The sequence below is a fragment of the Klebsiella sp. OBRC7 genome (assembly GCF_000293135.1).
In the GTDB taxonomy this organism is placed as follows: Bacteria; Pseudomonadota; Gammaproteobacteria; order Enterobacterales; family Enterobacteriaceae; genus Klebsiella; species Klebsiella michiganensis.
This window is the reverse complement of the sequence record NZ_ALNJ01000027.1, coordinates 52,500-75,130: the sequence shown is the minus strand read 5'-3', so window position 1 is coordinate 75,130 and position 22,631 is coordinate 52,500. Positions and strand designations below refer to the sequence as shown.

Annotated in this window: 18 protein-coding genes and 2 pseudogenes; 9 read left to right on the top strand and 11 right to left on the bottom strand. The window is 57.4% G+C overall.

The window, feature by feature from the left end:
* Positions 1-8: 8 nt before the first annotated feature.
* Positions 9-1,706, top strand: coding sequence for an NAD-dependent malic enzyme (locus HMPREF1144_RS06335; RefSeq protein WP_004850748.1), 1,698 nt, complete (start codon positions 9-11; stop codon positions 1,704-1,706).
* Positions 1,707-2,027: 321 nt separating this feature from the next.
* Positions 2,028-3,740 (top strand): ABC-F family ATP-binding cassette domain-containing protein, encoded by a 1,713-nt coding sequence (locus tag HMPREF1144_RS06330; protein WP_009652157.1) that lies wholly within the window; start codon positions 2,028-2,030, stop codon positions 3,738-3,740.
* A 36-nt stretch (positions 3,741-3,776) separates the two neighbouring features.
* Here HMPREF1144_RS06330 and HMPREF1144_RS06325 read toward each other — a convergent pair.
* From HMPREF1144_RS06325 to HMPREF1144_RS06300, 6 genes and pseudogenes are all read right to left on the bottom strand, one after another.
* A pseudogene (locus HMPREF1144_RS06325) lies at positions 3,777-4,286 on the bottom strand (GNAT family N-acetyltransferase); the annotation flags it as partial.
* Positions 4,287-4,360: 74 nt separating this feature from the next.
* Positions 4,361-4,840, bottom strand: a complete 480-nt coding sequence (locus tag HMPREF1144_RS06320; RefSeq protein WP_004850743.1) for an Hcp family type VI secretion system effector — start codon at positions 4,838-4,840, stop codon at positions 4,361-4,363.
* 54 nt (positions 4,841-4,894) lie between these two features.
* Positions 4,895-5,083 carry a hypothetical protein gene (locus tag HMPREF1144_RS33495; RefSeq protein WP_042927132.1) on the bottom strand — a complete coding sequence of 63 codons (189 nt, stop codon included), beginning with the start codon at positions 5,081-5,083 and terminating at the stop codon, positions 4,895-4,897.
* A gap of 2 nt (positions 5,084-5,085) precedes the next feature.
* Positions 5,086-5,778, bottom strand: a pseudogene (locus HMPREF1144_RS06310) (hypothetical protein).
* A 38-nt stretch (positions 5,779-5,816) separates the two neighbouring features.
* On the bottom strand, positions 5,817-6,389 hold the full coding sequence (locus HMPREF1144_RS06305; RefSeq protein ID WP_009652255.1) for a recombinase family protein: 573 nt from the start codon (positions 6,387-6,389) through the stop codon (positions 5,817-5,819).
* A gap of 260 nt (positions 6,390-6,649) precedes the next feature.
* Positions 6,650-7,249: an inorganic diphosphatase gene (locus HMPREF1144_RS06300; protein ID WP_004850736.1), complete on the bottom strand. Its 600-nt coding sequence runs from the start codon at positions 7,247-7,249 to the stop codon at positions 6,650-6,652.
* 256 nt (positions 7,250-7,505) lie between these two features.
* On the opposite strand from HMPREF1144_RS06300, the gene adhP reads away from it, so the two are divergent.
* Positions 7,506-8,516 (top strand): alcohol dehydrogenase AdhP, encoded by a 1,011-nt coding sequence (gene adhP / locus HMPREF1144_RS06295; RefSeq protein WP_004850734.1) that lies wholly within the window; start codon positions 7,506-7,508, stop codon positions 8,514-8,516.
* 42 nt (positions 8,517-8,558) lie between these two features.
* Here adhP and HMPREF1144_RS06290 read toward each other — a convergent pair whose 3' ends face one another.
* Positions 8,559-9,128 (bottom strand): hypothetical protein, encoded by a 570-nt coding sequence (locus HMPREF1144_RS06290; protein WP_009652177.1) that lies wholly within the window; start codon positions 9,126-9,128, stop codon positions 8,559-8,561.
* 207 nt (positions 9,129-9,335) lie between these two features.
* Between HMPREF1144_RS06290 and HMPREF1144_RS06285 the strand changes: the two genes are divergently transcribed.
* Genes HMPREF1144_RS06285 through HMPREF1144_RS06260 form a run of 6 tightly spaced genes read left to right on the top strand, consistent with a single transcriptional unit; the run spans position 9,336 to position 16,449 of the window.
* Positions 9,336-10,958 carry a TIGR04028 family ABC transporter substrate-binding protein gene (locus HMPREF1144_RS06285; protein ID WP_004850730.1) on the top strand — a complete coding sequence of 541 codons (1,623 nt, stop codon included), beginning with the start codon at positions 9,336-9,338 and terminating at the stop codon, positions 10,956-10,958.
* Positions 10,959-10,968: 10 nt separating this feature from the next.
* Positions 10,969-11,913: an ABC transporter permease gene (locus HMPREF1144_RS06280; protein ID WP_009652229.1), complete on the top strand. Its 945-nt coding sequence runs from the start codon at positions 10,969-10,971 to the stop codon at positions 11,911-11,913.
* A complete protein-coding gene (locus HMPREF1144_RS06275; RefSeq protein WP_009652156.1) occupies positions 11,910-12,761 on the top strand; it encodes an ABC transporter permease in 852 nt (283 codons plus the stop codon). Before HMPREF1144_RS06280 ends, HMPREF1144_RS06275 begins: the two co-directional genes overlap by 4 nt.
* Entirely contained in the window at positions 12,758-14,362 is a 1,605-nt protein-coding gene (locus HMPREF1144_RS06270; protein WP_009652286.1) for a dipeptide ABC transporter ATP-binding protein, read from the top strand. Before HMPREF1144_RS06275 ends, HMPREF1144_RS06270 begins: the two co-directional genes overlap by 4 nt.
* A complete protein-coding gene (locus HMPREF1144_RS06265) occupies positions 14,359-15,348 on the top strand; it encodes a putative FMN-dependent luciferase-like monooxygenase (protein ID WP_009652145.1) in 990 nt (329 codons plus the stop codon). Before HMPREF1144_RS06270 ends, HMPREF1144_RS06265 begins: the two co-directional genes overlap by 4 nt.
* 9 nt (positions 15,349-15,357) lie before the next feature.
* Entirely contained in the window at positions 15,358-16,449 is a 1,092-nt protein-coding gene (locus tag HMPREF1144_RS06260; RefSeq protein WP_009652132.1) for an alkylhydroperoxidase domain protein, read from the top strand.
* A 16-nt stretch (positions 16,450-16,465) separates the two neighbouring features.
* On the opposite strand, the gene araJ is transcribed toward HMPREF1144_RS06260, so the two are convergent.
* The 4 genes from araJ to fdnG form a co-directional block, all read right to left on the bottom strand.
* Complete coding sequence (araJ, locus tag HMPREF1144_RS06255; protein WP_009652228.1) at positions 16,466-17,617, bottom strand: MFS transporter AraJ; 1,152 nt, start codon at positions 17,615-17,617, stop codon at positions 16,466-16,468.
* Between the two features lie 344 nt (positions 17,618-17,961).
* Positions 17,962-18,618: a formate dehydrogenase-N subunit gamma gene (gene fdnI / locus HMPREF1144_RS06250; RefSeq protein WP_004120645.1), complete on the bottom strand. Its 657-nt coding sequence runs from the start codon at positions 18,616-18,618 to the stop codon at positions 17,962-17,964.
* A complete protein-coding gene (gene fdxH / locus HMPREF1144_RS06245) occupies positions 18,611-19,495 on the bottom strand; it encodes a formate dehydrogenase subunit beta (RefSeq protein WP_009652203.1) in 885 nt (294 codons plus the stop codon). The genes fdnI and fdxH overlap by 8 nt, the downstream gene beginning before the upstream one ends.
* Before the next feature lie 11 nt (positions 19,496-19,506).
* Positions 19,507-22,554, bottom strand: a complete 3,048-nt coding sequence (fdnG, locus tag HMPREF1144_RS06240) for a formate dehydrogenase-N subunit alpha (RefSeq protein WP_142291627.1) — start codon at positions 22,552-22,554, stop codon at positions 19,507-19,509.
* Positions 22,555-22,631 lie beyond the last annotated feature (77 nt).

The following is a 22,631-nucleotide window of genomic DNA, read 5'->3' as shown; positions in this document are numbered from 1 at the left end:
TTAGTGCGATGCAATTCACTCATAAGAAAAACCGCTCTTTATACATCCCTTACGCCGGCCCCGTGCTGCTTGAATTTCCGCTGCTCAACAAAGGCAGCGCCTTCAGCATGGAAGAGCGCAGCAGCTTCAACCTGCTGGGCCTGCTGCCGGAAGTGGTCGAAACCATCGAAGAACAGGCCGAACGCGCGTGGATCCAGTACCAGGGATTTAAAACCGAGATCGACAAGCACATCTACCTGCGCAATATCCAGGATACCAACGAAACGCTGTTCTACCGCCTGGTCGGCAACCACCTCGACGAAATGATGCCGGTTATCTACACCCCGACCGTCGGCGCCGCCTGTGAACGCTTCTCTGAGATCTATCGTCGCGCCCGCGGCGTGTTTATCTCTTATCAGAACCGCAATAACCTCGACGATATTCTGCAAAACGTACCGAACCACAACGTTAAGGTTATCGTGATGACCGACGGCGAACGTATTCTCGGCCTCGGTGACCAGGGTATCGGCGGGATGGGCATTCCTATCGGCAAACTGTCGCTGTATACCACCTGTGGCGGTATCAGCCCGGCCTATACGCTGCCGGTAGTACTGGACGTCGGTACCAACAACCAGCAGCTGCTGGACGATCCGCTGTATATGGGCTGGCGTCACCCGCGTATTACCGACGAAGAGTACTATCAGTTTGTCGACGACGTTATCCAGGCGATTAAAGCCCGCTGGCCGGACGTACTGCTGCAGTTCGAAGACTTCGCGCAGAAAAACGCCATGCCCCTGCTCAACCGCTATCGCCACGAAGTGTGCTCCTTTAACGATGATATCCAGGGCACCGCTTCGGTCACCGTCGGTACGCTGATCGCCGCCAGCCGCGGCGCGGGCAGCCAGCTGAGCGAGCAGAAAATTGTCTTCCTCGGCGCCGGCTCCGCGGGCTGCGGTATCGCCGAGCAGATCGTCGCCCAGATCCAGCGCGAAGGGTTAAGCGAAGAGGAAGCCCGTAAACGCGTGTTTATGGTTGACCGTTTCGGTCTGCTGACCGACGCCATGCCGAATCTGCTGCCGTTCCAGAGCAAACTGGTGCAAAAGCGTGAGCATCTGCAAGCGTGGGACACCACGAATGATGTGCTGTCGCTGCTCGACGTGGTGCGCAACGTCAAACCGGATATCCTGATCGGCGTTTCCGGCCAGCCGGGTCTGTTCACCGAAGAGATTATCCGCGAGATGCACAAGCACTGCCCGCGGCCAATCGTGATGCCGCTCTCCAACCCGACCTCCCGGGTGGAAGCCACGCCGCAGAATATCCTCAGCTGGACCGACGGCGCGGCGCTGGTCGCCACCGGCAGCCCGTTCGCCCCGGTCACCCTCAAAGGCAAACAGTACGTTATCGCCCAGTGCAATAACTCCTATATCTTCCCGGGAATTGGCCTCGGCGTTATCGCTTCGGGCGCATCGCGCGTGACCGATGAGATGCTGATGGCCGCCAGCGAAACCCTGGCGAAACACTCGCCGCTGGTAAATAACGGTGAAGGCCCGGTTCTGCCGGAGCTGAAGGATATCCAGACCGTCTCGCGGGCGATTGCCTTCGCGGTCGGCAAAGTGGCGCAGGAACAAGGCGTGGCGGTGAAAACCTCAGCTGAAGCACTGCTGCAGGCGATCGCCGATAACTTCTGGCAGCCGGAGTACCGGAACTACCGCCGCACGTCGATTTAACCGGTAGATGAGTCATACAGGGGGCCTGCTTTGCAGGCCTTTTTTTCTTCTCATCTGGTCAAAACCACTTTCTCCCTCTAAACTGCCAGCACCCATCAACTCACTGAATAAAAAAGGAGGATCCCATGTCGTACTGTGAAATGTTTTTTTCACGTGCATTTGGCGATCGCACCTGCTCAAGCGTTATCGGTATCGTGCTGCGATAACTTCAGCTTGAGCGAAGAAACCATAGACTAACTCCCTTCCCTCGGGCTTACCGGGTTATCGTCAGCGATGTTTGACGAGGCATTCACATGCCTGTAACTCTTGAGTAAGTTCACAATGAGCACATTACTAACTGCACAATCTCTTCATGTTGATACGGCGTTTGGCCCGCTGTTCACAAACCTCTCCTTTACCCTGAAAAAAGGCGACCGTATTGGCCTGATTGGCTATAACGGCTGCGGAAAAAGTACCCTGCTACAGGTGCTGGACGGCACGATCGTGCCCAGTTCGGGCAGCGTGGCGCTGGCCAGTCACTGTCTGATGGCGCGTGTGGAACAGCATCTACCCGATACGCTGTTAGCGCAGCCCCTGCTGCAGGTTGTACTGGAGAAACTTCCCGCTCCTGAGCGTGAGAGTCAACGCTGGCAAGCGGAGAGGCTATTGGCAGAGATGGGCTTTACGCCAGATGAGGCCGCGCAGCGGGCGTCAACTTTGAGCGGCGGTCAGCATACCCGGCTACTGCTTGCCAGGGCGTTGATTCAACAGCCGAACCTCCTGCTGCTGGACGAGCCAGGAAACCACCTCGACCTGCCGACCCTCCTGTGGCTGGAAAGCTTCCTGCAAACCTGGCAGGGGAGCTTCGTTCTGGTGTCGCATGATAATATCTTATTGGATGCTGTAACTAATGCCAGTTGGATCCTGCGCGACAGAACGCTGCACGCCTTCTCCCTGCCCTGCAGCGCCGCACGCCGGGCGCTGGAAGAGCAGGACGCCAGCGATGCGCAGCGCCATAAAGCCGAGCAAAAAGAGATCGACCGGGTCGCCGCCAGCGCTAAACGGCTGGCTATCTGGGGCCGGACCTATGACAACGAAGATCTCTCCCGCAAAGCCAAGCAGATGGAGAAGCAGGTTCAACGCCTGAAGGAGAGCCAAACCGAGCTGACCATGGGCACCCCCTGGCGGCTGGCGCTCCACGGCGACATGCTGCGGGCTGACCGACTGCTGGAGATGGAACAGCTCCCCGTTCCCCCCGCGCCCGGTCTGCCGGCCCTGTTTACCGCAGCCCTGGCTCGCCTGAAAAGCGGCGATCGGGTGGCGGTGATGGGCCGTAACGGCGGCGGCAAGTCTTCGCTGCTGCGTCTGCTGTGGCGGCAAATGCAGCAGGAAACGACGGAGAGCGGTTTGCGCCTGCATCCGCGGCTAAAGCCGGGTTATTACGACCAGACCCTGCATCAGCTGGCAGATGACGATACCCTTCTCGACGCACTGGAACCCTTTGAACCAGGCCCGGATGCGCGCAGGCGGGCGCTGATTTCCGCCGGATTCAGCTGGCCGCGTCACGGGCAGAAGGTCGCCACCTTAAGCGGCGGCGAGCGTTCGCGCCTGCTGTTCGTCGGCCTCTCACTGGCGCGCTATAGCCTGCTGCTGCTGGATGAGCCTACCAACCATTTAGATATGGATGGCAAAACGGCGCTGGCGGCTACGCTGCGCGACTATCCCGGCGGCCTGCTGCTGGTGAGCCACGATCGCGAGCTCATTAACCGCAGCTGCAATCGCTTCTGGCTTATCGATGAGCGCGGGCTGAGCGAATGGCACAGCAGCGAAGAAGTGTATGAGATTTTGCGCACCGCCGTTCGTCGTCCGGTGACGCAGGCCGCGACGGTGAACAGTAGCGAACCGGAGGAGGACCAGGATGCGCTGCTGGAGCGGTTAGTCACGCTTGAGCAGCTGCTGGCCGACGATCTGGCGCGCAAACCAAAACATCAAAAACCGCAGCTGCAGGCGCAGTGGCGTAAGGAGATGGCGACGATCAATACGAAATTAAGCTAAAAGAGTTTTCCCGGCGCGGCGATCCGCGCCGGGAGATTATTCCACGCCGGCAGGCGCAGCCGGTTTAACCCGACTAAACTGCTGCTCGGTCATCATCCGCCCCCACTGGTCCCCCTGCCACGCTTTATCAAGCGTAAAGCCGAAGGATTCATATAGCCTGCGGGCGGCGTTCAGCCCGCTGAAGGTCCACAGCCGCACCGCGGCGAAGTTCTGGCTATCGCAAAAGGCCATCGCTTCATTCAGCAGACGTCGGCCAACACCGCTTCCCCGGCAGCTATCGTCGAGGATAAACCAGCGCAGATGCGCTTCATTATTACCAAGATCCTCGCCGTCAATCGCCACCGATCCGACAATCTGCTCACCCTGAACGGCAAGCCAAACCCGGTTTTCCGGTTTCTCAAGACGAGCGGAAAACTCCGCCAGCCCGCTGGCCACTTTGCTCTCGAAAAAGTGACCAAATTCATAATGCTTCGCATAGTACTCGCCGTGCATCTGCGTAATGCGGCCAATCATTCCCGGACGATAGCCGGTAACGATATCAATCCTCGCGGTTAAGTCACTCATTTTAGCTCCTCGCCAGAGCCAAGGGAGACAATGGCCTCCCTTGGTACCCCTTGTCATCAGGCACAACAACGATCGTTCCATGAATCACGATAGACAATATTACCCTCCGTATACTTCCAGGTAATTGCTTCATAACGCAATTCAAGCGTTTCAAGATGAGTACTACTCATACCGTTAGGAGACAGGAATGGTGCGACCGTTGTGAACTTGACGTTTTCAAGAATGATATTGAAATACTCGGCCTCGATGCCCGAATCCAGAATACGGTACATCTTAATTGTAGCCTTTTTCATGGTCCGGCCTTCACAGACCGCACGGTACAGAAGCGGTGTTGTCTGATCAAATTCTTTCACTATCGTTATAGGGCGGTGAACGCGTGTACCTGTAAGTTTTCCCCAGCTCGGGTCAACCGGAATAGTGACACCGTGAGAGAATGATTTTAATTCGATTGAACCCAGGCGAAGTGGCATTAGGCAACTGCCAACAATCGGCGAACCATTTTCATCTTCGAGCCATAAATGTGCGGGTGTAGACATAGCATTTCCTTATAAATAAATTTAAAATAATGCTAAATTTTGATGTTTTGATGATTACCATTTCACGTATCGATAAAAAACAACGATCACAAAAATGCAGAATATGGGAACAGGCCATATTGGTCCGTCAGGGAAAATTTGAAAAAGGACAATTGCAAATAAAAGTGTCAATAAGGCAGGACCGTACATCGATATCAATGACCTGAATATCCGTCTGAAAAACCTTTTAATAAGACTCATCATGATTATCGAATCATCCTGGTGATGATGTCTGCAATCTCACCATCCGATACCCATTGTGCTTTAAACGCCTCAGCTCGTTCAAACAATGGCTCTATCAGAAAGTACATCATTTCCAGCTCTTGTGCATATAGTGCCGAGTAGTACGCTGGACAAGTAATATGAAGACGATGCGCGCTATCTGCTGCTTTCTGCACAACGCCATATAAGCCAACAACCCCAACAACACCTCCCGCTCTTCGCCCTGCCAGAGCACTGAACTCAAGACTTAAATTCATGCCTGCAGCGACAAATGATGCTGTTGCTAAAGCAAATCCTGTATTTGTGAGTGAACTTGCGGCAATATGAATATTTACGGCCATTAACAGTTGTTTGATGTGCTCTAGTTGATCGGACGTTTTGAATCGGAATACTTCTTCAAAGTAAATTCTAAGCATTTCATACACAACATCTCCATGCCTTATAATATGATAAAGACCTTTAGTAAATCGGATATCTTCGGACTTTTGTTTCTGGCATACATCCTGATATTAATCAGTAAAGCAGGATGTATAATACAGCACACGCGTTGCGCCTGCACCGATCCTTTCAATCTGATTTGATACGTCTTTTCCTACACCCTTTAATGCATGGTCGAGTTTTAACGCAAGAATTTTATTAGCCTGCAAATAACTTATAACTTCATTTCTGTAGTACATAGCCGCTCCTTGCTTATTTCATTAAATCCGGTTAACCATTATTTCCCACGGGAAAGCGTCCGATAGACCGTGGGGCGGGAGACGGAGAATAATTCAACCAGATCGCTGATAGAGTACTCGCCGCTTCCGTGCATCCTGCAAAGCTCTTTCTGCTGTTTATCTGACAGCTTCGGCTGCTTCCCCCGCAGTTTTCCTTTAGCCCGGGCGATAGCCATCCCTTCACGCATGCGAAGACGTATCAGGTCGCCTTCAAACTCGGCAAACGTCGCCAGCACATTAAAGAACATCTTACCCATCGGATCTGCAGGGTCGTAGAGGCTATTGCCCAGCGCCAGCTTCACGCCACGGGCCTGAAGTGCATCAGCAATATCTCCTGCATCCGGAACTGAACGGGCTAGCCTGTCCAGTTTCGGTACGACCAGCGTGTCTCCCTGGCGAACTGCCGCCAGAGCCTGAGCCAGACCGGGACGCTGGCGATTTGAACCGGTCAGTCCCTTATCGGTATAAATCCGGTCCGGGGAAACGCCCAGACCGACGAGGGCTTCCTGCTGTGCAGCCAGATCCTGGCGGTCAGTTGAACATCGGGCATAGCCAATGCGTATTTCTGTCATAAATATGTACGTATAAGGGCCGTGAAAGAGATTTATATCGTACCAGTGATATGAGACAACGTCAGCAGTGAGATTGACTTGGACTTATTACCCGTGAAAAAAGCAATTTCGAGCGCATCGTCGCCACGCTGGGGCTGAAGAAAAGGAAGCAGGGTAACGGAAATTTCGGCGGTTCCGGCGTAGTCCCCCGTATTGCCTCACTCTGCGGAAAATAAGGAGAAGAAAAAGCGGCAGGCACCGGGCGATGCCTGTTTTTCCGCTTATTGCGGATTTTTCTCTTTCCAGGCATCCCATGCCGCTTTAATTTCCTGCTTCGCGGCGGCGGCATCGTTAAAGCCGTTCAGCTCCACTTTTTTACGCCCTTCCGGCAGCTGTTTGTAAACGCGGAAGAAAGCCTGCAAACGCTCCTGCTCAATTTTCGGCAGATCGCCGATGGTGTTGATGTCATCGTAGGTTGGGTCGATTTTGCTTGCCGGAACGGCAATGATTTTGTCGTCCTTCTCGCCGCCATCAATCATCTTGAGCACGCCAATCGCGCGCAGCTTAATCAGCGTTCCCGGCGCCATCGGCGCGCGGGTGTAAAACACCACGTCCAGCGGATCGCCATCCCCGGCCAGGGATTGCGTCAGCGAACCGTAGTTAGCCGGATAGGCCACCGGCATTGACTGGAAACGATCGGCGATCAGAAAGCCGGTTTTGGCGTCGGTTTCATATTTAATAATGCCGCCCGCGGGAATTTCGGTCACGGCATAAAACTCTTCAGGATTGTTTTTCGGCTGCGGGAAATCCAGTACGTTCTGCGCCTGAGCGGTAGCGGAAAGCAGAAGGCCTGCGGCAAGGAGTGTTTTTACCAGATGCATTGTCGTGTCGCTCTATCGTTATAAGAAATTGAAAAACAGAACGATAGAGGCCGCAAATGAAGCGTGTATGACGTAACGATGACAGTAATGTGACGTGAATTTCATTAATAAATCTGATTAAAAATTCGGCGCGCCGACCTCACCCCGGCAAGGAATATCTATTATTCCCTTGATTTAATGAAGATTTAAGCTAAACCTTAGCATGCTTAAAAAACAAAATTGTGTTAACAGGCTTATGTTCAATAAGGAGAACAGAATGAAAGCTGCTGTCGTCACGCAAGATCATCAGGTCAATGTTACGGAAAAAACGCTTCGTCCCCTGCAACATGGCGAAGCCCTTTTAAAAATGGATTGCTGCGGCGTATGTCACACCGACCTGCACGTTAAGAACGGCGACTTTGGCGATAAAACCGGGGTCATTCTGGGCCATGAAGGCGTGGGCGTTGTGCAGCAGGTCGGCCCCGGCGTGCATTCTCTGAAGCCGGGCGATCGCGCCAGCGTGGCGTGGTTCTTCGAAGGCTGCGGGCATTGTGAATATTGTAACAGCGGCAACGAAACGCTGTGTCGCTCGGTAAAAAATGCCGGCTACACCGTGGATGGCGGTATGGCGGAAGAGTGTATCGTCGTGGCCGATTATGCGGTCAAAGTGCCGGACGGGCTCGATTCTGCGGCGGCCAGCAGCATCACCTGCGCGGGCGTCACCACCTATAAAGCGGTCAAAGTTTCACATATCAAACCCGGCCAGTGGATTGCCATTTATGGTCTCGGCGGCCTCGGCAATCTGGCGCTGCAGTATGCCAAAAACGTATTTAACGCCAAAGTCATCGCCCTTGACGTTAATGATGAACAGCTGAAGCTGGCCGCGGAAATGGGCGCGGACCTGACCATCAACTCCCGCAGCGAAGACGCGGCCAAAATTATTCATGAGAAAACCGGCGGCGCGCATGCCGCGGTGGTGACCGCCGTCGCCAAAGCGGCGTTTAACTCAGCGGTGGATGCGGTTCGCGCGGGTGGACGCGTGGTGGCGGTAGGCCTGCCTCCGGAAGCGATGAGCCTGGACATTCCGCGTCTGGTCCTCGACGGAATTGAGGTGGTCGGTTCGCTGGTCGGCACCCGTCAGGATCTGACCGAAGCCTTCCAGTTCGCCGCGGAAGGGAAAGTCGTACCGAAAGTCACCCTGCGCCCGCTGGGCGATATCAACGCCATCTTTAAAGAGATGGAACAGGGGCAGATTCGCGGCCGTATGGTCATTGATTTCCGCCGCTAATCTTCGGACCTCTCCCGCTACGGGAGAGGTTTCATTTCCCCTTTACACGCACGGCCCCGTTGCGCAACCGTACATCATCACCAGCGGAAATAGCGGCACCAGCGGAATCAGGGCGATCTCTCCCAGAGGGCTAATGGTCTGCGTTTTATCGTTAATTGACACGACGACGGGTCTGGCAAGCCGATAAGCGTCATCCAGTTCATTGGGATCAACGGTTGACCAGAAACCGGTCGCTTTAAACTGTACGCCAAGATGGTCGTTGTCCAGCGCGGTCGCGTGATACTGGCTGGTTAACAGACTTTGCTGACTGGCATCCAGCCTGCGCTTGTCGAGCACCACCAGATATTCCGCAACAACCTCATGCTGCTTCACGACAAAATTCACCCGTACGCCGGATGCGACCTTATTGAAGCGTTCGTAGAAAGTACTATAACGCTGGTACTCCTGCGGCACCCCTTTACGGAAGAATCGATAGCTGTATTTGTTTGAATTGGCAATGATGCCCGACTCAATAGGTTTAACCTTAATAATGGTATCGGTAGAGGGCAAATTGGGTGCGCTGGTACAGCCTGCCAGCACCGTCATCGCCAACATCAGTAAATACTTCAGCATCGTCGCTATCCCTTTATTACGCTGACTATCTCTCAGTCATTAAATTATCCAGCATGAGTTTCAGCTGAAAGGTATGTAAATACCAGCCCCTAAAAATCGAACCGGGTATAAATGCTTTTTATGCAAATGCTTAGCGTAAATCCTTACTTCCTTTGTTAAAACGCGCGCCCGATGATGACCAAACAAGAGATAACAAAGGAATTCACCATGCACACCCGTTTTCGCCTGCCCGCGCTGGCGGCACTTTTTTTAAGCGGCGCCTTTTCCGCGTGGGCCGCCGATGCGCCGGTTAAAGGCGGCACGTTAATTTATCTGGAGCAGCAGCCGCATACCAATCTTTATCCCCCGGCCGGAGGCTTTTATCCTAACGGCGGTATTCTCAATCAAATAACCGATAAGCTGACCTGGCAAAATCCAAAAACCCTACAAGTCGAACCGTGGATTGCCGAAAGCTGGAGCGCCAACGCGGATAAAACCGAATATACCTTTAAGATTCGCCCTGGCGTCACCTTTTCTGATGGCACCCCGCTTGACGCCAATGCAGTTGCCAAAAACTTTGATACCTACGGTCTCGGCAATAAAGCGCACCGCCTGCCGGTGTCCGAGGTGATTAATAACTACGATCGTAGCGAAGTCATCGATCCGCTGACGGTTAAGTTCTACTTTAAAAAGCCCTCGCCGGGATTTCTGCAGGGCACCGCGACCATCGGCTCCGGGCTGGTTTCCCTGAGCACCCTGGCGCGAAATTTTGAAGAGCTGGGCGACGCCCGCCATATTATTGGCTCCGGGCCTTTTACGGTTAAAGATGAAAAACCGGGGCGTGAACTCGCTCTGGTCGCACGTCAGGATTATCAATGGGGGCCAAAAAGCCTCGCCCAGCAGGGACCAGCCAATCTCGACGGCATAACCTATATTGTCACCCCGGAGGATGGCGTGCGTATTGGCGCGCTGCTGGCGGGACAGGCCGATTTTATCCGCCAGGTACAGGCCTATGATGAAAAGCAGGCAACCGATCGGGGCTTTAAAATCTATGCCGCCCCGACGCGCGGCGTTAACGACAGCCTGAGCTTCCGCCCGGATAATCCGCTGGTTGCCGACCTGCGCGTTCGTCAGGCGCTGCTGTACGCCACCGACGCCAGACAGGTGGTTGAAACCCTGTTCTCCGCCAACTATCCGCAGGCGACCTCCGTCGTCGCCAGCACCGCGGCCGGATACGTTAACCTTAGCGATAAGCTGGCTTTCGATCCGGCCAAAGCGAAACAGCTGCTTGATGAGGCGGGCTGGAAACCGGCCGCCGACGGTATACGGGTCAAAGATGGCCAGCGCCTGGCATTAACCGTCTATGAATCCCTGCCCCAGCCGCAAAACAAAGAGGTACTCCAGCTTGTCGCCCAGCAGTGGCGCCAGGTCGGCGTTGCGCTGGCGGTCAAAGCCGGCGATGCCGGCAGCCGTACGCTGGACAGCCTCGACCCGTTGAAAACGCCGCTTACCGTATCGGAAGTGGGCCGCGCCGACCCTGACGTGGTGAAAAGCATGTTCTTCCCCGCTAACCGCGACGCGCTGCTGCAAAAAGGCGGCTCCAGCGACAAGGTACAACGCTTCCGCGACGATAAGCTCAACGCGCTGCTGACCGCGATCTCAGCCGAAGTCGAGCCGCAAAAACGCCTCCAGCTCACCGGCGACGCCCAGCGCTACCTGCTGGACAACGCTTACGTGATCCCGATATTTGAAGAGCCGCAGGTCTTTGCCGGCGCGCCGTGGGTGAAAGGCGTCAGTTTTGAAGCGGTAGGCCGGCCGTCGTTCTACGGCGCGTGGCTGGAAAAGCACTAAGGAGCCCGCGATGAGCCACTATCTTCTGCGGCGGTCCGGTCAGGGTTTACTGGTGCTATGGGCCGCGTTTACCCTCTCCTTCATCCTGTTACAGGTGCTGCCCGGCGATGCAGTACTGATCAAGTTTCAGAATCCGGATCTGGGGCTCAGCCCTGAGCAGATCGCCGAAATGCGCCTCGCCTACGGGGCCGATAGCCCGCTGTGGAGACAGTACTTCCATACGCTGATGGCCATGCTGCGTGGCGATTTTGGCTATTCGCTGCAGGCCGGGCTGCCGGTCAGCGTGCTTATCGCCAGCAACCTGCCGGAAACATTAAGCCTGGCGCTGCCCGCCTTTGCTCTGGCGGTGGCGCTGGCCTTCGCCCTCGCCTTCGCCTCACGGCTGCCGGGCCTGCGCTGGCTCAGCAACGCGCTGCAATCCCTGCCGGCGCTGTTTATCTCGCTGCCGACGTTCTGGCTCGGCATCGCCCTGATTCAGATTTTCTCCTTTCAGCTGCGCTGGATCCCGGTGATCAATCCCGGGCCAATTGAGGGGCTGATTTTGCCCATTATTGCCGTCGCGGTGCCGATTTCCGCTCCGCTGGCGCAAATCCTGATGCGCAGTCTGGATCAGGTCGCCGCGCAGCCGTTTGTCGCCGTTGCCCGCGCCAAAGGCCTGAGCGAAACCGGCGCCCTCTGGCGGCACGTTACCGGCAACGCCCTGCTGCCGGTGCTCAATATCGCCGGTCTGCTGCTGGGGGAACTGATCGCCGGCGCGCTGATTACCGAAACCGTGTTTGGCCGCGGCGGTCTGGGCCTGCTGACGCAGCAGGCCGTCAATAATCAGGATATTGCGGTACTGCAGGCGGTGGTGATGATCTCTGCCCTCGGTTTCGTGCTGATTAATCTGCTGGTCGACCTGCTGATGCCGCTGTTCGATCCGCGCCTGAAAACCGTTATCGGAGGTGCCGTATGAGCCTGGTGGATTACGCAACCGCCGCGCGCCGCCGCACGTCAAACTGGCGTACGCGACGCGTTCAGCCCGGCCTGCTGCTGGCCTGGGCGGTGATGATCGTTGCCGCGCTGATGGCTATCGCTCCGCAGCTGTTTACCGCCTATAGCCCGCTGGAAGGGTTCCCCGGCACCCAGCGGCTGGCCCCGCAGGCCGGCCACTGGCTGGGAACCGACCAGCTGGGCCGCGATCTGTGGAGCCGCATCGTCTTCGGCGCCGTTCATTCGCTTTCCGCCGCGCTGGCGGCGGTGGCGATCGGCCTGTTTATCGGTACCGCGCTGGGCACGCTGGCCGGCGCGCTGGCGGGACGCGTGGAGTCGGCAATCATGCGCCTGGTCGACGTGCTGCTGGCGATCCCCTCTTTATTGCTGTCGCTGACGGTCATCATTCTGCTCGGTTTCGGCACGCTCAACGCCGCCGTCGCGGTCGGCGCGGCCGCCGTCGCCAGCTTTGCCCGCCTGGCGCGAGCGGAGGTGGTCCGCGTACGCCAGAGCGACTTCGTCGAAGCGGCCTACGGCAGCGGCGGCACCTTTTTCGCCGTTTTCTGGCGGCATATTCTGCCCAACTCGCTCACCGCGGTGCTGGCCTTTGCCACCCTCCAGTTCGGCCAGGCCATTCTGGCGCTCTCGACCCTGAGTTTTCTCGGCTACGGCACGCCGCCGCCGGTCCCGGAGTGGGGTCTGCTGATCGCCGAAGGCCGCAACTATCTCTCCACCGCCTGGTGGCTGACCACCCTACCCGGTATTGCGGTGATTGCGGTCGTGCTCGCCGCCAACCGTATTAGCCGTCAATTTAGCGGAGAATGCCGATGAATGTCTTAAGCGTAGAGCACCTGCGCATCAGCTATCGTTCGCAGCGTGAATGGCGCGAGGTCGTGCACGACGTGAGTTTTCAGGTCAAACGCGGCGAAATGCTGGCGTTTGTTGGTGAATCCGGCTCGGGTAAAACCACCACCGCGCAGGCGATTATTGGCCTGCTGGCGGATAACGCGCGCCGGGACAGCGGGCGTATCTTGATTAATGGCGAAGATATCAGCGGCTGGTCCGCTAAACGCCTCGACGGCCTGCGCGGCGCGCGGATTAGCCTGGTGCCTCAGGATCCGGGCAACTCCCTGAATCCGGTGAAAACCATCGGCGCGCAGGTGGGGGAAATCCTGCGTCTGCATCAAAAAAGCAGCGCCGCGGCGCGTAAAGCGCAGGTGCTGGCGCTGCTGGCCAAAGTTGGGCTGAGCCACCCGGAACAGCGCATCGATCAATATCCCCACCAGCTTTCAGGCGGTATGAAGCAGCGGGTGCTGATTGCTATCGCGATCGCCCTGAAACCCGACTTAATCATTGCCGATGAGCCCACCAGCGCCCTCGACGTGACGGTACAGAAACGGATCCTCGATCTGCTGGATACGCTGCGCCGGGAGTCCGGCACGGCGGTACTGTTCGTCACCCACGATCTGGCGCTGGCGGCGGAACGCGCCGACCGCCTGCTGGTCTTTCGCCACGGCGAGATTCAGGAACAGGGCGCGACCGGCGACGTCATACGTACGCCGCAGCATACCTATACCCGCCAGCTGCTGAGCGATCTCCAGGGTTCGACGCTGACCATTGCCCCGGCCAGCGGGCGCGTGCTGGCGACCCCGGCGATCCGCGTGGAGGGCATCAGCAAGCGCTTTTCATTAGGCCGCGCGCATTTGCAGGCGCTGGACGCCGTGAGCTTCGAGGTGAAGCGCGGCAGCACCCACGCGCTGGTCGGCGAGTCCGGCTCCGGCAAAACGACCCTTGCGCGGATCCTGCTGGGATTCGAAAAGGCCGATAGCGGCCATATCGCTATCGACGGTATCGATGCCGGGCATCTCAGCCGCGAGGCGCTCCGCCAGCTGCGGCGTAAAATTCAGTTCGTTTACCAGAATCCTTTTGCCTCGCTGGACCCGCGGCAAACGCTGTTTGAGATTATCGAAGAGCCGTTAAAAAACTTCGACCGCCTCAACGCCGAAGTGCGGCGCCAGCGCGTCGAAACGGTCTCCGCCCGCGTGGCGCTCGCTCCGGAGCTGCTGTCGCGAACCGCCCGTGAGCTTTCCGGCGGCCAGCGGCAGCGGGTGGCCATCGCCCGCGCCTTAATCCTTGAACCGACGATCCTTGTCCTCGATGAAGCGACTTCGGCGCTGGACGTCACGGTGCAGGCGCAAATTCTCGCGCTGCTGCAGCAGCTTCAGCAGCAGCTGGGGCTGAGCTATCTGTTTATCACTCACGATTTGGCGACGGTGCGCCGTATCGCCCACAGCGTGACGGTGCTGCGGGCGGGCCAGGTGGTTGAACACGGCGACGTCAGCCGACTGTTCAGCGCCCCGCAGCATGACTATACCCGCGAGCTTATCGCCGCGATTCCCCATTTTTCATCCCCGAGCAAGGAGGTTGCATGACGCGTAAACGACTGGGCTTTTTCACCCGTCTGCTGGACCACGCCACGCCTAAAGAGCGCTACCGGCTGGCCACCGAGCAAATTCGCCACGCGGAACGCCTGGGATTCGACAGCGCGTGGATCGCTCAGCACCATTTTCATGAGCACGAAGGCGGCCTGCCGTCACCGCTGGTCTTTCTCGCCCACGCCGCGGCGCACACCGAGCGCATTCGTCTTGGCACCGCCATTATCACCCTGCCGATGGAAAACCCGCTGCGAGTGGCGGAGGATGCGGCGGTGCTGGATCTGCTCGCCGATGGACGGCTCGAGGTGGGCTTTGGCTCCGGCGGCACCCCCACCTCGTTTTTACCCTTCGGGCTGACGATGGACCAGCGCAGCGCGGTGTTTGCTGAACACCTGCATCTGATTCAAAGCGCCTGGCGCGGGGATTCGCTCTCGCACCCGGATAATCATCTGTACCCTCAGGCGCCGCAGCTGGCGGAACGCATCTGGATTGCCACCTTTTCCATTGAAGGGGCGGTTCGCGCGGCTCAGGCCGGGCACGGGCTGATGCTCTCGCGCACGCAGCCGCGTTCGGCCGGACAGTCCACGCTGCCGCTGGACGCTATCCAGAATCCGATTATTGACGCCTATCTCGCCGCGCTGCCGGCGGGGGTCGAGCCAAGGATCCTCGCCTCGCGGACGGCCTTTGTCGCCGATAGCCAGCAGTATGCGCTGCAGGTCGCTGAACCCGGCCTGCGCCAGCAGGCTGCCCAGCATCGCGCCGCAGGTCATGATATTGTTGGTGACACTGTCACTGATTTTTTGCCGCAGCTTGACGCGCACGTTGGCGACCCGCAGCACGTCGCCGCTTCGCTGGCCCGCGATAGCGTCCTGCGGCGGGTTACCGATATTTCGTTTCAGGTGCACTCCGTTGAACCCTCGCACCGCGACACGCTTCGTTCCATTGAGCTGATCGCTCAGCATATTGCCCCGCAGATACGATAAGGAGTCACCATGACGCTCAGTCAGGATATATTGGCCGAACTGGCAGAAATTGCCCCCGATTCCGCCTTAGCGGCGGCGCGAGCCGTGCGCGAGGCGGCCACCCGCCATGCTCAGGGAAGTTATGAAACGCTGTTTGGTCAGCAGGATAACGACTTCCCGCTCGACGAGCGTTTTGCCGTGGCCGCGAGGGTGGCGAAGCTGCATGAGAGCGATGCGCTGGCCGCCCACTACGCCGGCTTTGGCATTGCCGACCCCACATCGCCGCGGCTGGCGCCGGCGCTGGCCTTTGCCCGGCTGTTGACCTTTACGCCCGTGGAGGCCACGCCGTCGGCGCTTGAGGCCTTAATCCGCGCCGGATGGAGCCTGCGCGGCATCGTCACCCTCGCCCAGCTTATCGCGTTTGTCAGCTTCCAGAGCCGGCTGGTCGTCGGGCTGCGCCTGCTTAACGGCAAAAATATCCACGTCGCACAAACCCCGACGGTGGCGGGATTCTGGCATACCTCGCCGCAAACCATCAGCGGTAAGAAGGCGCCGGTGCACTTCACCCGCGATGAACTGCACTGGGAGCCCTGGCTGGCGGCTAAACCGCTGGCGGAATTTACCCCCGACGAGCAGGCGCTGCTGGCGAAATTCGGCCACAGCGATTCGCCCTACTTCCGCCTGCTGGCGCGCAACCTGCCGCTCCTCGAGCAGCGTACGTTAACCGACAAAGGGATCTTTTATACTCCCGGCGGCCTGCCGCGCGCTGAGCGCGAGCTGGCGGCAACGGTGGCGAGCAAAATCAACGGCTGTATTTATTGCGCCTCGGTGCATGCGCGCAAAGCGGCACAGCTGGCTAAAGATGAAACGGCGATAGAGACGCTGCTGGCGGTGACGCCGGGAGAGCAGTTAAGCGACGGGCAGACGCCGGGATGGCAGGCGCAGATCGATTTCGCCGCCGCGATTTCCGTTACCCCTCCCGCTTTGTCCGTTGACCACCTTGCCGCCGTCGAACAGCAGGGGCTGGATACCCTCGCCCGACTGGATTTACTGCAATCGGCGGCTTTCTTTGCCTGGGCCAACCGGTTAATGCTGACCCTCGGCGAGCCGTGGCAGGAATAGCTGCCAGCGGGCTTAATCAGGCCAGACGCCGCTGATGGCGGGCATAAATCAGCAGCGAACTGAGCGCAAGAAACGAAAGCAGCGCGGCCGGTAAGGCAACGAAACGCCAGCCAGGACCGGCCGTAATCATCATCCCGCCGAATAGCGCCCCAATGGCGCTGCCGAGATTAAAGGCGATCTGGCCGCCCGCCGCGCCCAGCATCTCGCCGCCTTTCGCATTTTGCAGCAGCAGAATTTGCAGCGGTGCCGACAGGGCAAACAGGGCCGCGCAGCAAATAAACGCGAGGGTTAATGCGGCGGCTTTATTCTCACCCAGCAGGAACAGAAGTAATAAGGTCACGACAATCACGCCATCCGTCACGGCGGCAATGCGTAACGGGCTATAACGGACGGAGACTTTACCGCTGAATAAATTCCCCAGAACCATCCCCAGCCCCGCCAGCAGCATAATGGCAATGATGGCGCTCTCACCAAAACCGGAGACGTTAATCATAAACGGCTTAATATAGCTAAACCACGCGAATACGCCGGCATTGCCGAACATCGTCGCGGAAAAAATTAACCACGGTGCGGGCGATGTTAAAAAATGAAACTGCGAGCGCAAGCGCGTCGTCGGTTTATCAAACAGCGTGGGCACCCACCAGGCGATGGCGACCAGTACCGCGATGTCAAACACCGCAATCGCCAGAAAGGTATAGCGCCAGCTAAACTGATGGCCAAGCCAGGTTCCGGCGGGAACCCCCAGCAAATTAGCGACCGTCATTCCGGCAATCATTCCCGCCACCGCGGCGGTGACCTTCCCCGGCGGCGCAATTTTCGACAGAACGATCGCCCCCACGCCAAAGAAGGCGCCATGCGGGAAACCGGAGATCAGGCGCCCCAGCGCCAGCATCGAATAGCTGGAAGATAACGTAAAGATGGCATTGCCGATAACGCACAGCGCCACGAGAAACAGCATCACCGATTTTAACGAAAAACGGCTGGAGAACAGCGCCATCACCGGCGCGCCGATGACGACGCCAAGCGCATACCAGGAGATCATATTGCCCGCGGCGGGAATAGATATTCCGACGTCACGGGCAATTTCAGGTAATACGCCCATGATGCCAAATTCCGCCATTCCGAGACCAAAAGTGCCAAGCGCTAACGAAAAAATAGTCTTTTTCATACAACTAATCACTTGTTATAAAACATACCGCCGGCATTATTGTGCATTATTAAACGGCAGACCAGATAAAAACGCCGGGTGGCATATTTATCCATAAAACGGCGTGATTATTTCATAGGCTCACTGGCAGATTGATTATTCAGTTCCTGAGGTAAATATTGAATTTGAAACGTTTATGCTTTGTTCGCCGATGATGACAAACCTTAATAATAAGCCGATCAAGCGCGAAGATTTTATCTGTAACTTAAAAAGCGCCAGAGGCGAAGTTATTTCCGCCATTGACGCCCTTGTCACCAATACCCGATCCGCTCCGGCTTCAGCCAGAGCGGGTTGCTCAGTTACGCTTACTTCAGCCCTTCACAGCTCTCTTTCTTCGCTTCCTGACGCTCCACCTCGCGATACCAGCGCGGATGATGCTTCTTCGCCCAGCGGCGACTCACCTTCCCTTCGATCATGCCTTTAATCGATCCCTTCACCCAAAACGCCATATACATGTGGATCAGAATCGCATGAATAAGAATAATCGCCGAGGTCGCGTGAATCAGCAGGCTATAGCGAATAACCTGAATCGGGAAATAGTGGGCAAACCAGGGCCGCCAGATAATCACGCCGGTCACCAGCAGCACAAAAATCATGCTCATGATAGTCCAGAACATCATTTTCTGCCCCGCGTTATATTTCCCTACCCGCGCCACTTTATGCTCGTTGCCTTTCAGTACCTCAATAATGCCCTTTAGCCAGGGGATATCCTGCTTGTCGGGAATATTGTGATGGACAAAGCGCACAAACATAAACATCAGGGCCACGAAAATCAGTACCCCGAAGAACGGATGCAGAATACGCCCCATCTGCGGCGTACCGAAGGTTTCGGTCAGCCACTGCAGCGTCGGGAAGAAAAACGAGATCCCCGATAGCGCCACCAGGAAAAAGCAGATGACCACCGTCCAGTGACAGGCGCGGTCAATAAACTTCGTGCGCACAATCATTTTCGATTTACTCATCATGCTCCTCCTCATCGTCATCCGCTTCCTTATTTGGCCCAATCCCGATGTAGTGATAAATCAGCCCGGCAAAGGTGGCGATAAACCCGACCGCCGAGAGCGGCTTCAGCGCGCCTTTCCACAGGTTGATCGACGTATCGATCTGCGGCTCTTTCGGCAGGTTGTGGTACAGCTCCGGCTGGTCCGCATGATGCAGCACGTACATCACGTGGGTGCCGCCGACGCCCGGCGGGTTATACACCCCGGCATGGGGATAGCCGCGTTTCTTCAGCTTTTCCACGCGCTCGTTGGCCACTTCCAGCATCTCTTTCTTGCTCCCGAAGTGAATCGCGCCGGTTGGGCAGGTTTTCACGCAGGCCGGTTCCTGGCCGACGCTGACCCGGTCAACGCACAGGGTGCACTTATAGACCCGGTTATCCTCTTTATTGAGGCGCGGGATGTTAAAGGGGCACCCGGCGATGCAGTAGCCGCAGCCGATGCAGTTCTCCTGCTGAAAGTCGACGATGCCGTTGGCGTACTGGATAATCGCCCCGGCGGACGGGCACGCCTTCAGGCAGCCCGGGTCCTCGCAGTGCATGCAGCCGTCTTTGCGAATCAGCCACTCCAGCTTGCCGTTCTGTTCGGTTTCGCTAAAGCGCATTACCGTCCAGGATTTGGCGCTCAGATCGGCGGGGTTGTCGTACACCCCGACGCAGTGCCCTACCTCATCGCGGATATCGTTCCACTCGGAACAGGCCACCTGGCAGGCTTTACAGCCTACGCAGGAGGAGACATCGATCAGCTTCGCCACTTCCGCCTTAAAATCCCGCGCGCGCGGCGCGGGCGTGATCGGGTTGGTGGCGGAGCGTTTGATAATGTCCTGGGTTTCCATCGACATGCATTCGCTCCTTACGCTTTCTCGATGTTGACCAGAAACGCCTTGTACTCCGGCGTTTGCGAGTTGGAATCCCCGACGTTTGGCGTCAGGGTATTGGCGATGTAACCTTTGCGGGCTACTCCTTCAAAACCCCAGTGCAGCGGGATCCCGACGGTTTCAACCTGCTGGCCGTTAACGTTGAGCGTTTGCAGACGACGCGTCACCACCGCGACCGCGCGAATAAAGCCGCGCTTGCTGCTGACCGTCACCCGATCGCCGTTGGCAATCCCCTTCGCTTTCGCCAGACCTTCGCTGATTTCGACAAACTGTTCCGGCTGCGCAATCGCATTAAGCAGCGCATGCTTGGTCCAGGTATGAAAATGCTCGGTCAGGCGATAGGTGGTGCCGACGTACGGGAATTTGTCCTTCTTACCTAAACGAAGGGCATCCTCTTCATACAGGCGCACCACCGGGCTGGAGACCACGTTCGGGTGCAGCGGGTTGGTGCCAAGCGGCGTTTCCATCGGCTCGTAGTGTTCCGGGAACGGACCTTCCGCCAGCTTATTCAGGGCAAACAGACGCCCCAGGCCTTCCGGCTGCATAATAAACGGCCCGGTTTTGCTGCCCGGCGGCGCGGTATTGAAGTCCGGAATATCGTTGCCAACCCACTTGCTGCCGTTCCACTGGATCAGCATCCGCTTCGCATCCCACGGCTTGCCGTTAATATCCGCCGACGCGCGGTTGTACAGCACGCGCCGGTTGAGCGGCCACGCCCATGCCCAGCCGAGCGTGTTGCCAAGGCCTGACGGATCGGCGTTATCGCGGTTGGCCATCTGGTTACCCTGCTCGGTCCAGCTGCCGGTATAGATCCAGCAGGACGACGCGGTGGTACCGTCATCGCGCAGCAGCGCGAAGCTGTTCAACAGCTGGCCCTTCTTCGCCAGCGGCGCGCCGTTAGCGTCGAAGAGATCCGCCAGCGCGTAGCCGTTGTTCTCCTTCGCGACCTCTTCTGATTCCGGACGATCCGGCTGCTTGTAGTGCCATCCCATCTTCAGCAGCGGCTCGACGCCTTTGCCGCCCTCGCTGCGATACATCTCGCGCAGACGGTGGTAAATGCCGGCCAGAATTTCGCCGTCGTTGCGCGCTTCGCCCGGCGCGTCCTGGCCTTTCCAGTGCCACTGCAGCCAGCGCCCGGAGTTGGCGATGGAACCATCCTCTTCGGCGAAGCAGGTGGACGGCAGGCGGAACACTTCGGTCTGAATCGCCGCCGGGTCAACATCGTTCGACTCGCCGTGGTTTTGCCAGAAGGTCGACGTTTCGGTCACCAGCGGGTCGATAACCACCATGTACTTCAGCTTGCTCAGGCTGCGGACCACCTTGTTTTTGTCCGGAAACGAAGCCACCGGATTGAAGCCCTGGCAGATATAGCCCGTGACGTTGCCGTTATCCATCATATTGAAATATTTGATAACGTCGTAAGCCTGGTCCCATTTCGGCAGCCAGTGGAAGCCCCAGTCGTTCTCTTTTTGCGCCGCGTCGCCGTAGAACGATTTCATCAGGCTGACGAAGAACTTCGGATAGTTGCTCCAGTAGTTCACCTGTTCGGCCAGCGTCGCCTTCGGCGTATTGGCGGCGAGATAGCTTTGCAGATCCGTCTGCTGTTCCGACGGCAGCGTCAGGTAGCCCGGCAGGCTGGTCGAGAGCAGGCCTAAATCGGTTAGCCCCTGAATATTGGAGTGCCCGCGCAGCGCGTTGACGCCGCCACCCGCCATCCCCATATTGCCGAGCAGCAGCTGAATCATCGCCATGGTACGGATGTTCTGCGCCCCGACGGTATGCTGCGTCCAGCCCAGCGCGTAAAGGAAAGTGGTGGTTCGGTCCGCCGCGCTGGTTGACGCCAGCACTTCGCACACTTTGAGGAAATCCGCCTTTGGCGTACCGCAGATATTCTCCACCACCTCCGGCGTATAGCGCGAAACGTGCTGCTTCAGCAGGTTCCAGACGCAGCGCGGATGCTGCAGCGTCTCGTCGCGCATGGCGTAGCCGTTTTCGTCGAACTGATAGTTCCACGACGATTTATCGTACTGACGCTTTTCGGCATCGTAGCCGCTGAACAGGCCATCTTCGAAGGCAAAATCGTCGCGCACCAGCAGGTTGGCGTTGGTGTAGTGTTTAACGTACTCGGCATTAATTTTGTTATTTTCGATCAGGTACAGCAGTACGCCCGACAGGAAGGTAATGTCGGTACCGGAACGGATCGGCGCATAAATATCGGCCACCGACGCCGTGCGCGTAAAGCGCGGGTCGACGACAATCAGCGTCGCATCGTTGTTGTTTTTCGCCTCCATCGCCCAGCGGAATCCCACCGGATGGGCTTCGGCGGCGTTACCGCCCATCACCACCACGACGTTAGCGTTTTTGATATCAACCCAGTGGTTGGTCATCGCACCGCGACCAAATGTTGGAGCAAGACTTGCTACCGTTGGTCCGTGTCAGACGCGCGCCTGGTTGTCTACCGCCAGCATGCCGAGGGAGCGCACAAATTTTTGCGTCAGCATGCCGGTTTCATTACTGGCCGCAGAGGCACATAACATCCCGGTGGACAGCCAGCGGTTAACCGTCACGCCCTGTTCGTTCTTTTCAATAAAATTGGCGTCGCGGTCGGCTTTCATCAGTTTGGCGATGCGGGTAAACGCGTCATCCCAGGAGATGCGCTGCCATGTATCCGAACCCGGCGCGCGGTACTGCGGATAGCGCAGGCGGTTGTCGCTATGAACATAGTCAAGCAGCCCCGCGCCTTTCGGGCACAGCGCGCCGCGGCTCACCGGATGATCCGGGTCACCTTCAATGTGGTAAATCGCTTCTTTCGCGTTTTTCGCACCGTCGCCCAGGCTATACATTAATAGCCCGCAGCCCACGGAGCAGTATGTGCAGGTGTTGCGGATCTCTTTGGCGCGCAGCAATTTGTAATTACGCGCCTGAGCCAGGGCCATTTTGGGCGCAAAACCCAATGCAGCGGCTGTTGTTCCGGCCATACCGCCTGCGCAGATTTTAAAAAACTTTCTGCGGCTGACGTCCATTGTTCCCCTCCATGCGGGATGTTTATTCATTGCGGGAGTGGAAATTAACAGCAATAACCCTGTTTTATTTGCGTCAA

Coding starts and splice junctions, on each gene's coding strand:
- HMPREF1144_RS06335 (WP_004850748.1), top strand. CDS start 9: ATGCAATTCACTCATAAGAAAAACCGCTCTTTATACATCCCTTACGCC.
- HMPREF1144_RS06330 (WP_009652157.1), top strand. CDS start 2,028: ATGAGCACATTACTAACTGCACAATCTCTTCATGTTGATACGGCGTTT.
- HMPREF1144_RS06320 (WP_004850743.1), bottom strand. CDS start 4,840: ATGTCTACACCCGCACATTTATGGCTCGAAGATGAAAATGGTTCGCCG.
- HMPREF1144_RS33495 (WP_042927132.1), bottom strand. CDS start 5,083: ATGATGAGTCTTATTAAAAGGTTTTTCAGACGGATATTCAGGTCATTG.
- HMPREF1144_RS06305 (WP_009652255.1), bottom strand. CDS start 6,389: ATGACAGAAATACGCATTGGCTATGCCCGATGTTCAACTGACCGCCAG.
- HMPREF1144_RS06300 (WP_004850736.1), bottom strand. CDS start 7,249: ATGCATCTGGTAAAAACACTCCTTGCCGCAGGCCTTCTGCTTTCCGCT.
- adhP (WP_004850734.1), top strand. CDS start 7,506: ATGAAAGCTGCTGTCGTCACGCAAGATCATCAGGTCAATGTTACGGAA.
- HMPREF1144_RS06290 (WP_009652177.1), bottom strand. CDS start 9,128: ATGCTGAAGTATTTACTGATGTTGGCGATGACGGTGCTGGCAGGCTGT.
- HMPREF1144_RS06285 (WP_004850730.1), top strand. CDS start 9,336: ATGCACACCCGTTTTCGCCTGCCCGCGCTGGCGGCACTTTTTTTAAGC.
- HMPREF1144_RS06280 (WP_009652229.1), top strand. CDS start 10,969: ATGAGCCACTATCTTCTGCGGCGGTCCGGTCAGGGTTTACTGGTGCTA.
- HMPREF1144_RS06275 (WP_009652156.1), top strand. CDS start 11,910: ATGAGCCTGGTGGATTACGCAACCGCCGCGCGCCGCCGCACGTCAAAC.
- HMPREF1144_RS06270 (WP_009652286.1), top strand. CDS start 12,758: ATGAATGTCTTAAGCGTAGAGCACCTGCGCATCAGCTATCGTTCGCAG.
- HMPREF1144_RS06265 (WP_009652145.1), top strand. CDS start 14,359: ATGACGCGTAAACGACTGGGCTTTTTCACCCGTCTGCTGGACCACGCC.
- HMPREF1144_RS06260 (WP_009652132.1), top strand. CDS start 15,358: ATGACGCTCAGTCAGGATATATTGGCCGAACTGGCAGAAATTGCCCCC.
- araJ (WP_009652228.1), bottom strand. CDS start 17,617: ATGAAAAAGACTATTTTTTCGTTAGCGCTTGGCACTTTTGGTCTCGGA.
- fdnI (WP_004120645.1), bottom strand. CDS start 18,618: ATGAGTAAATCGAAAATGATTGTGCGCACGAAGTTTATTGACCGCGCC.
- fdxH (WP_009652203.1), bottom strand. CDS start 19,495: ATGTCGATGGAAACCCAGGACATTATCAAACGCTCCGCCACCAACCCG.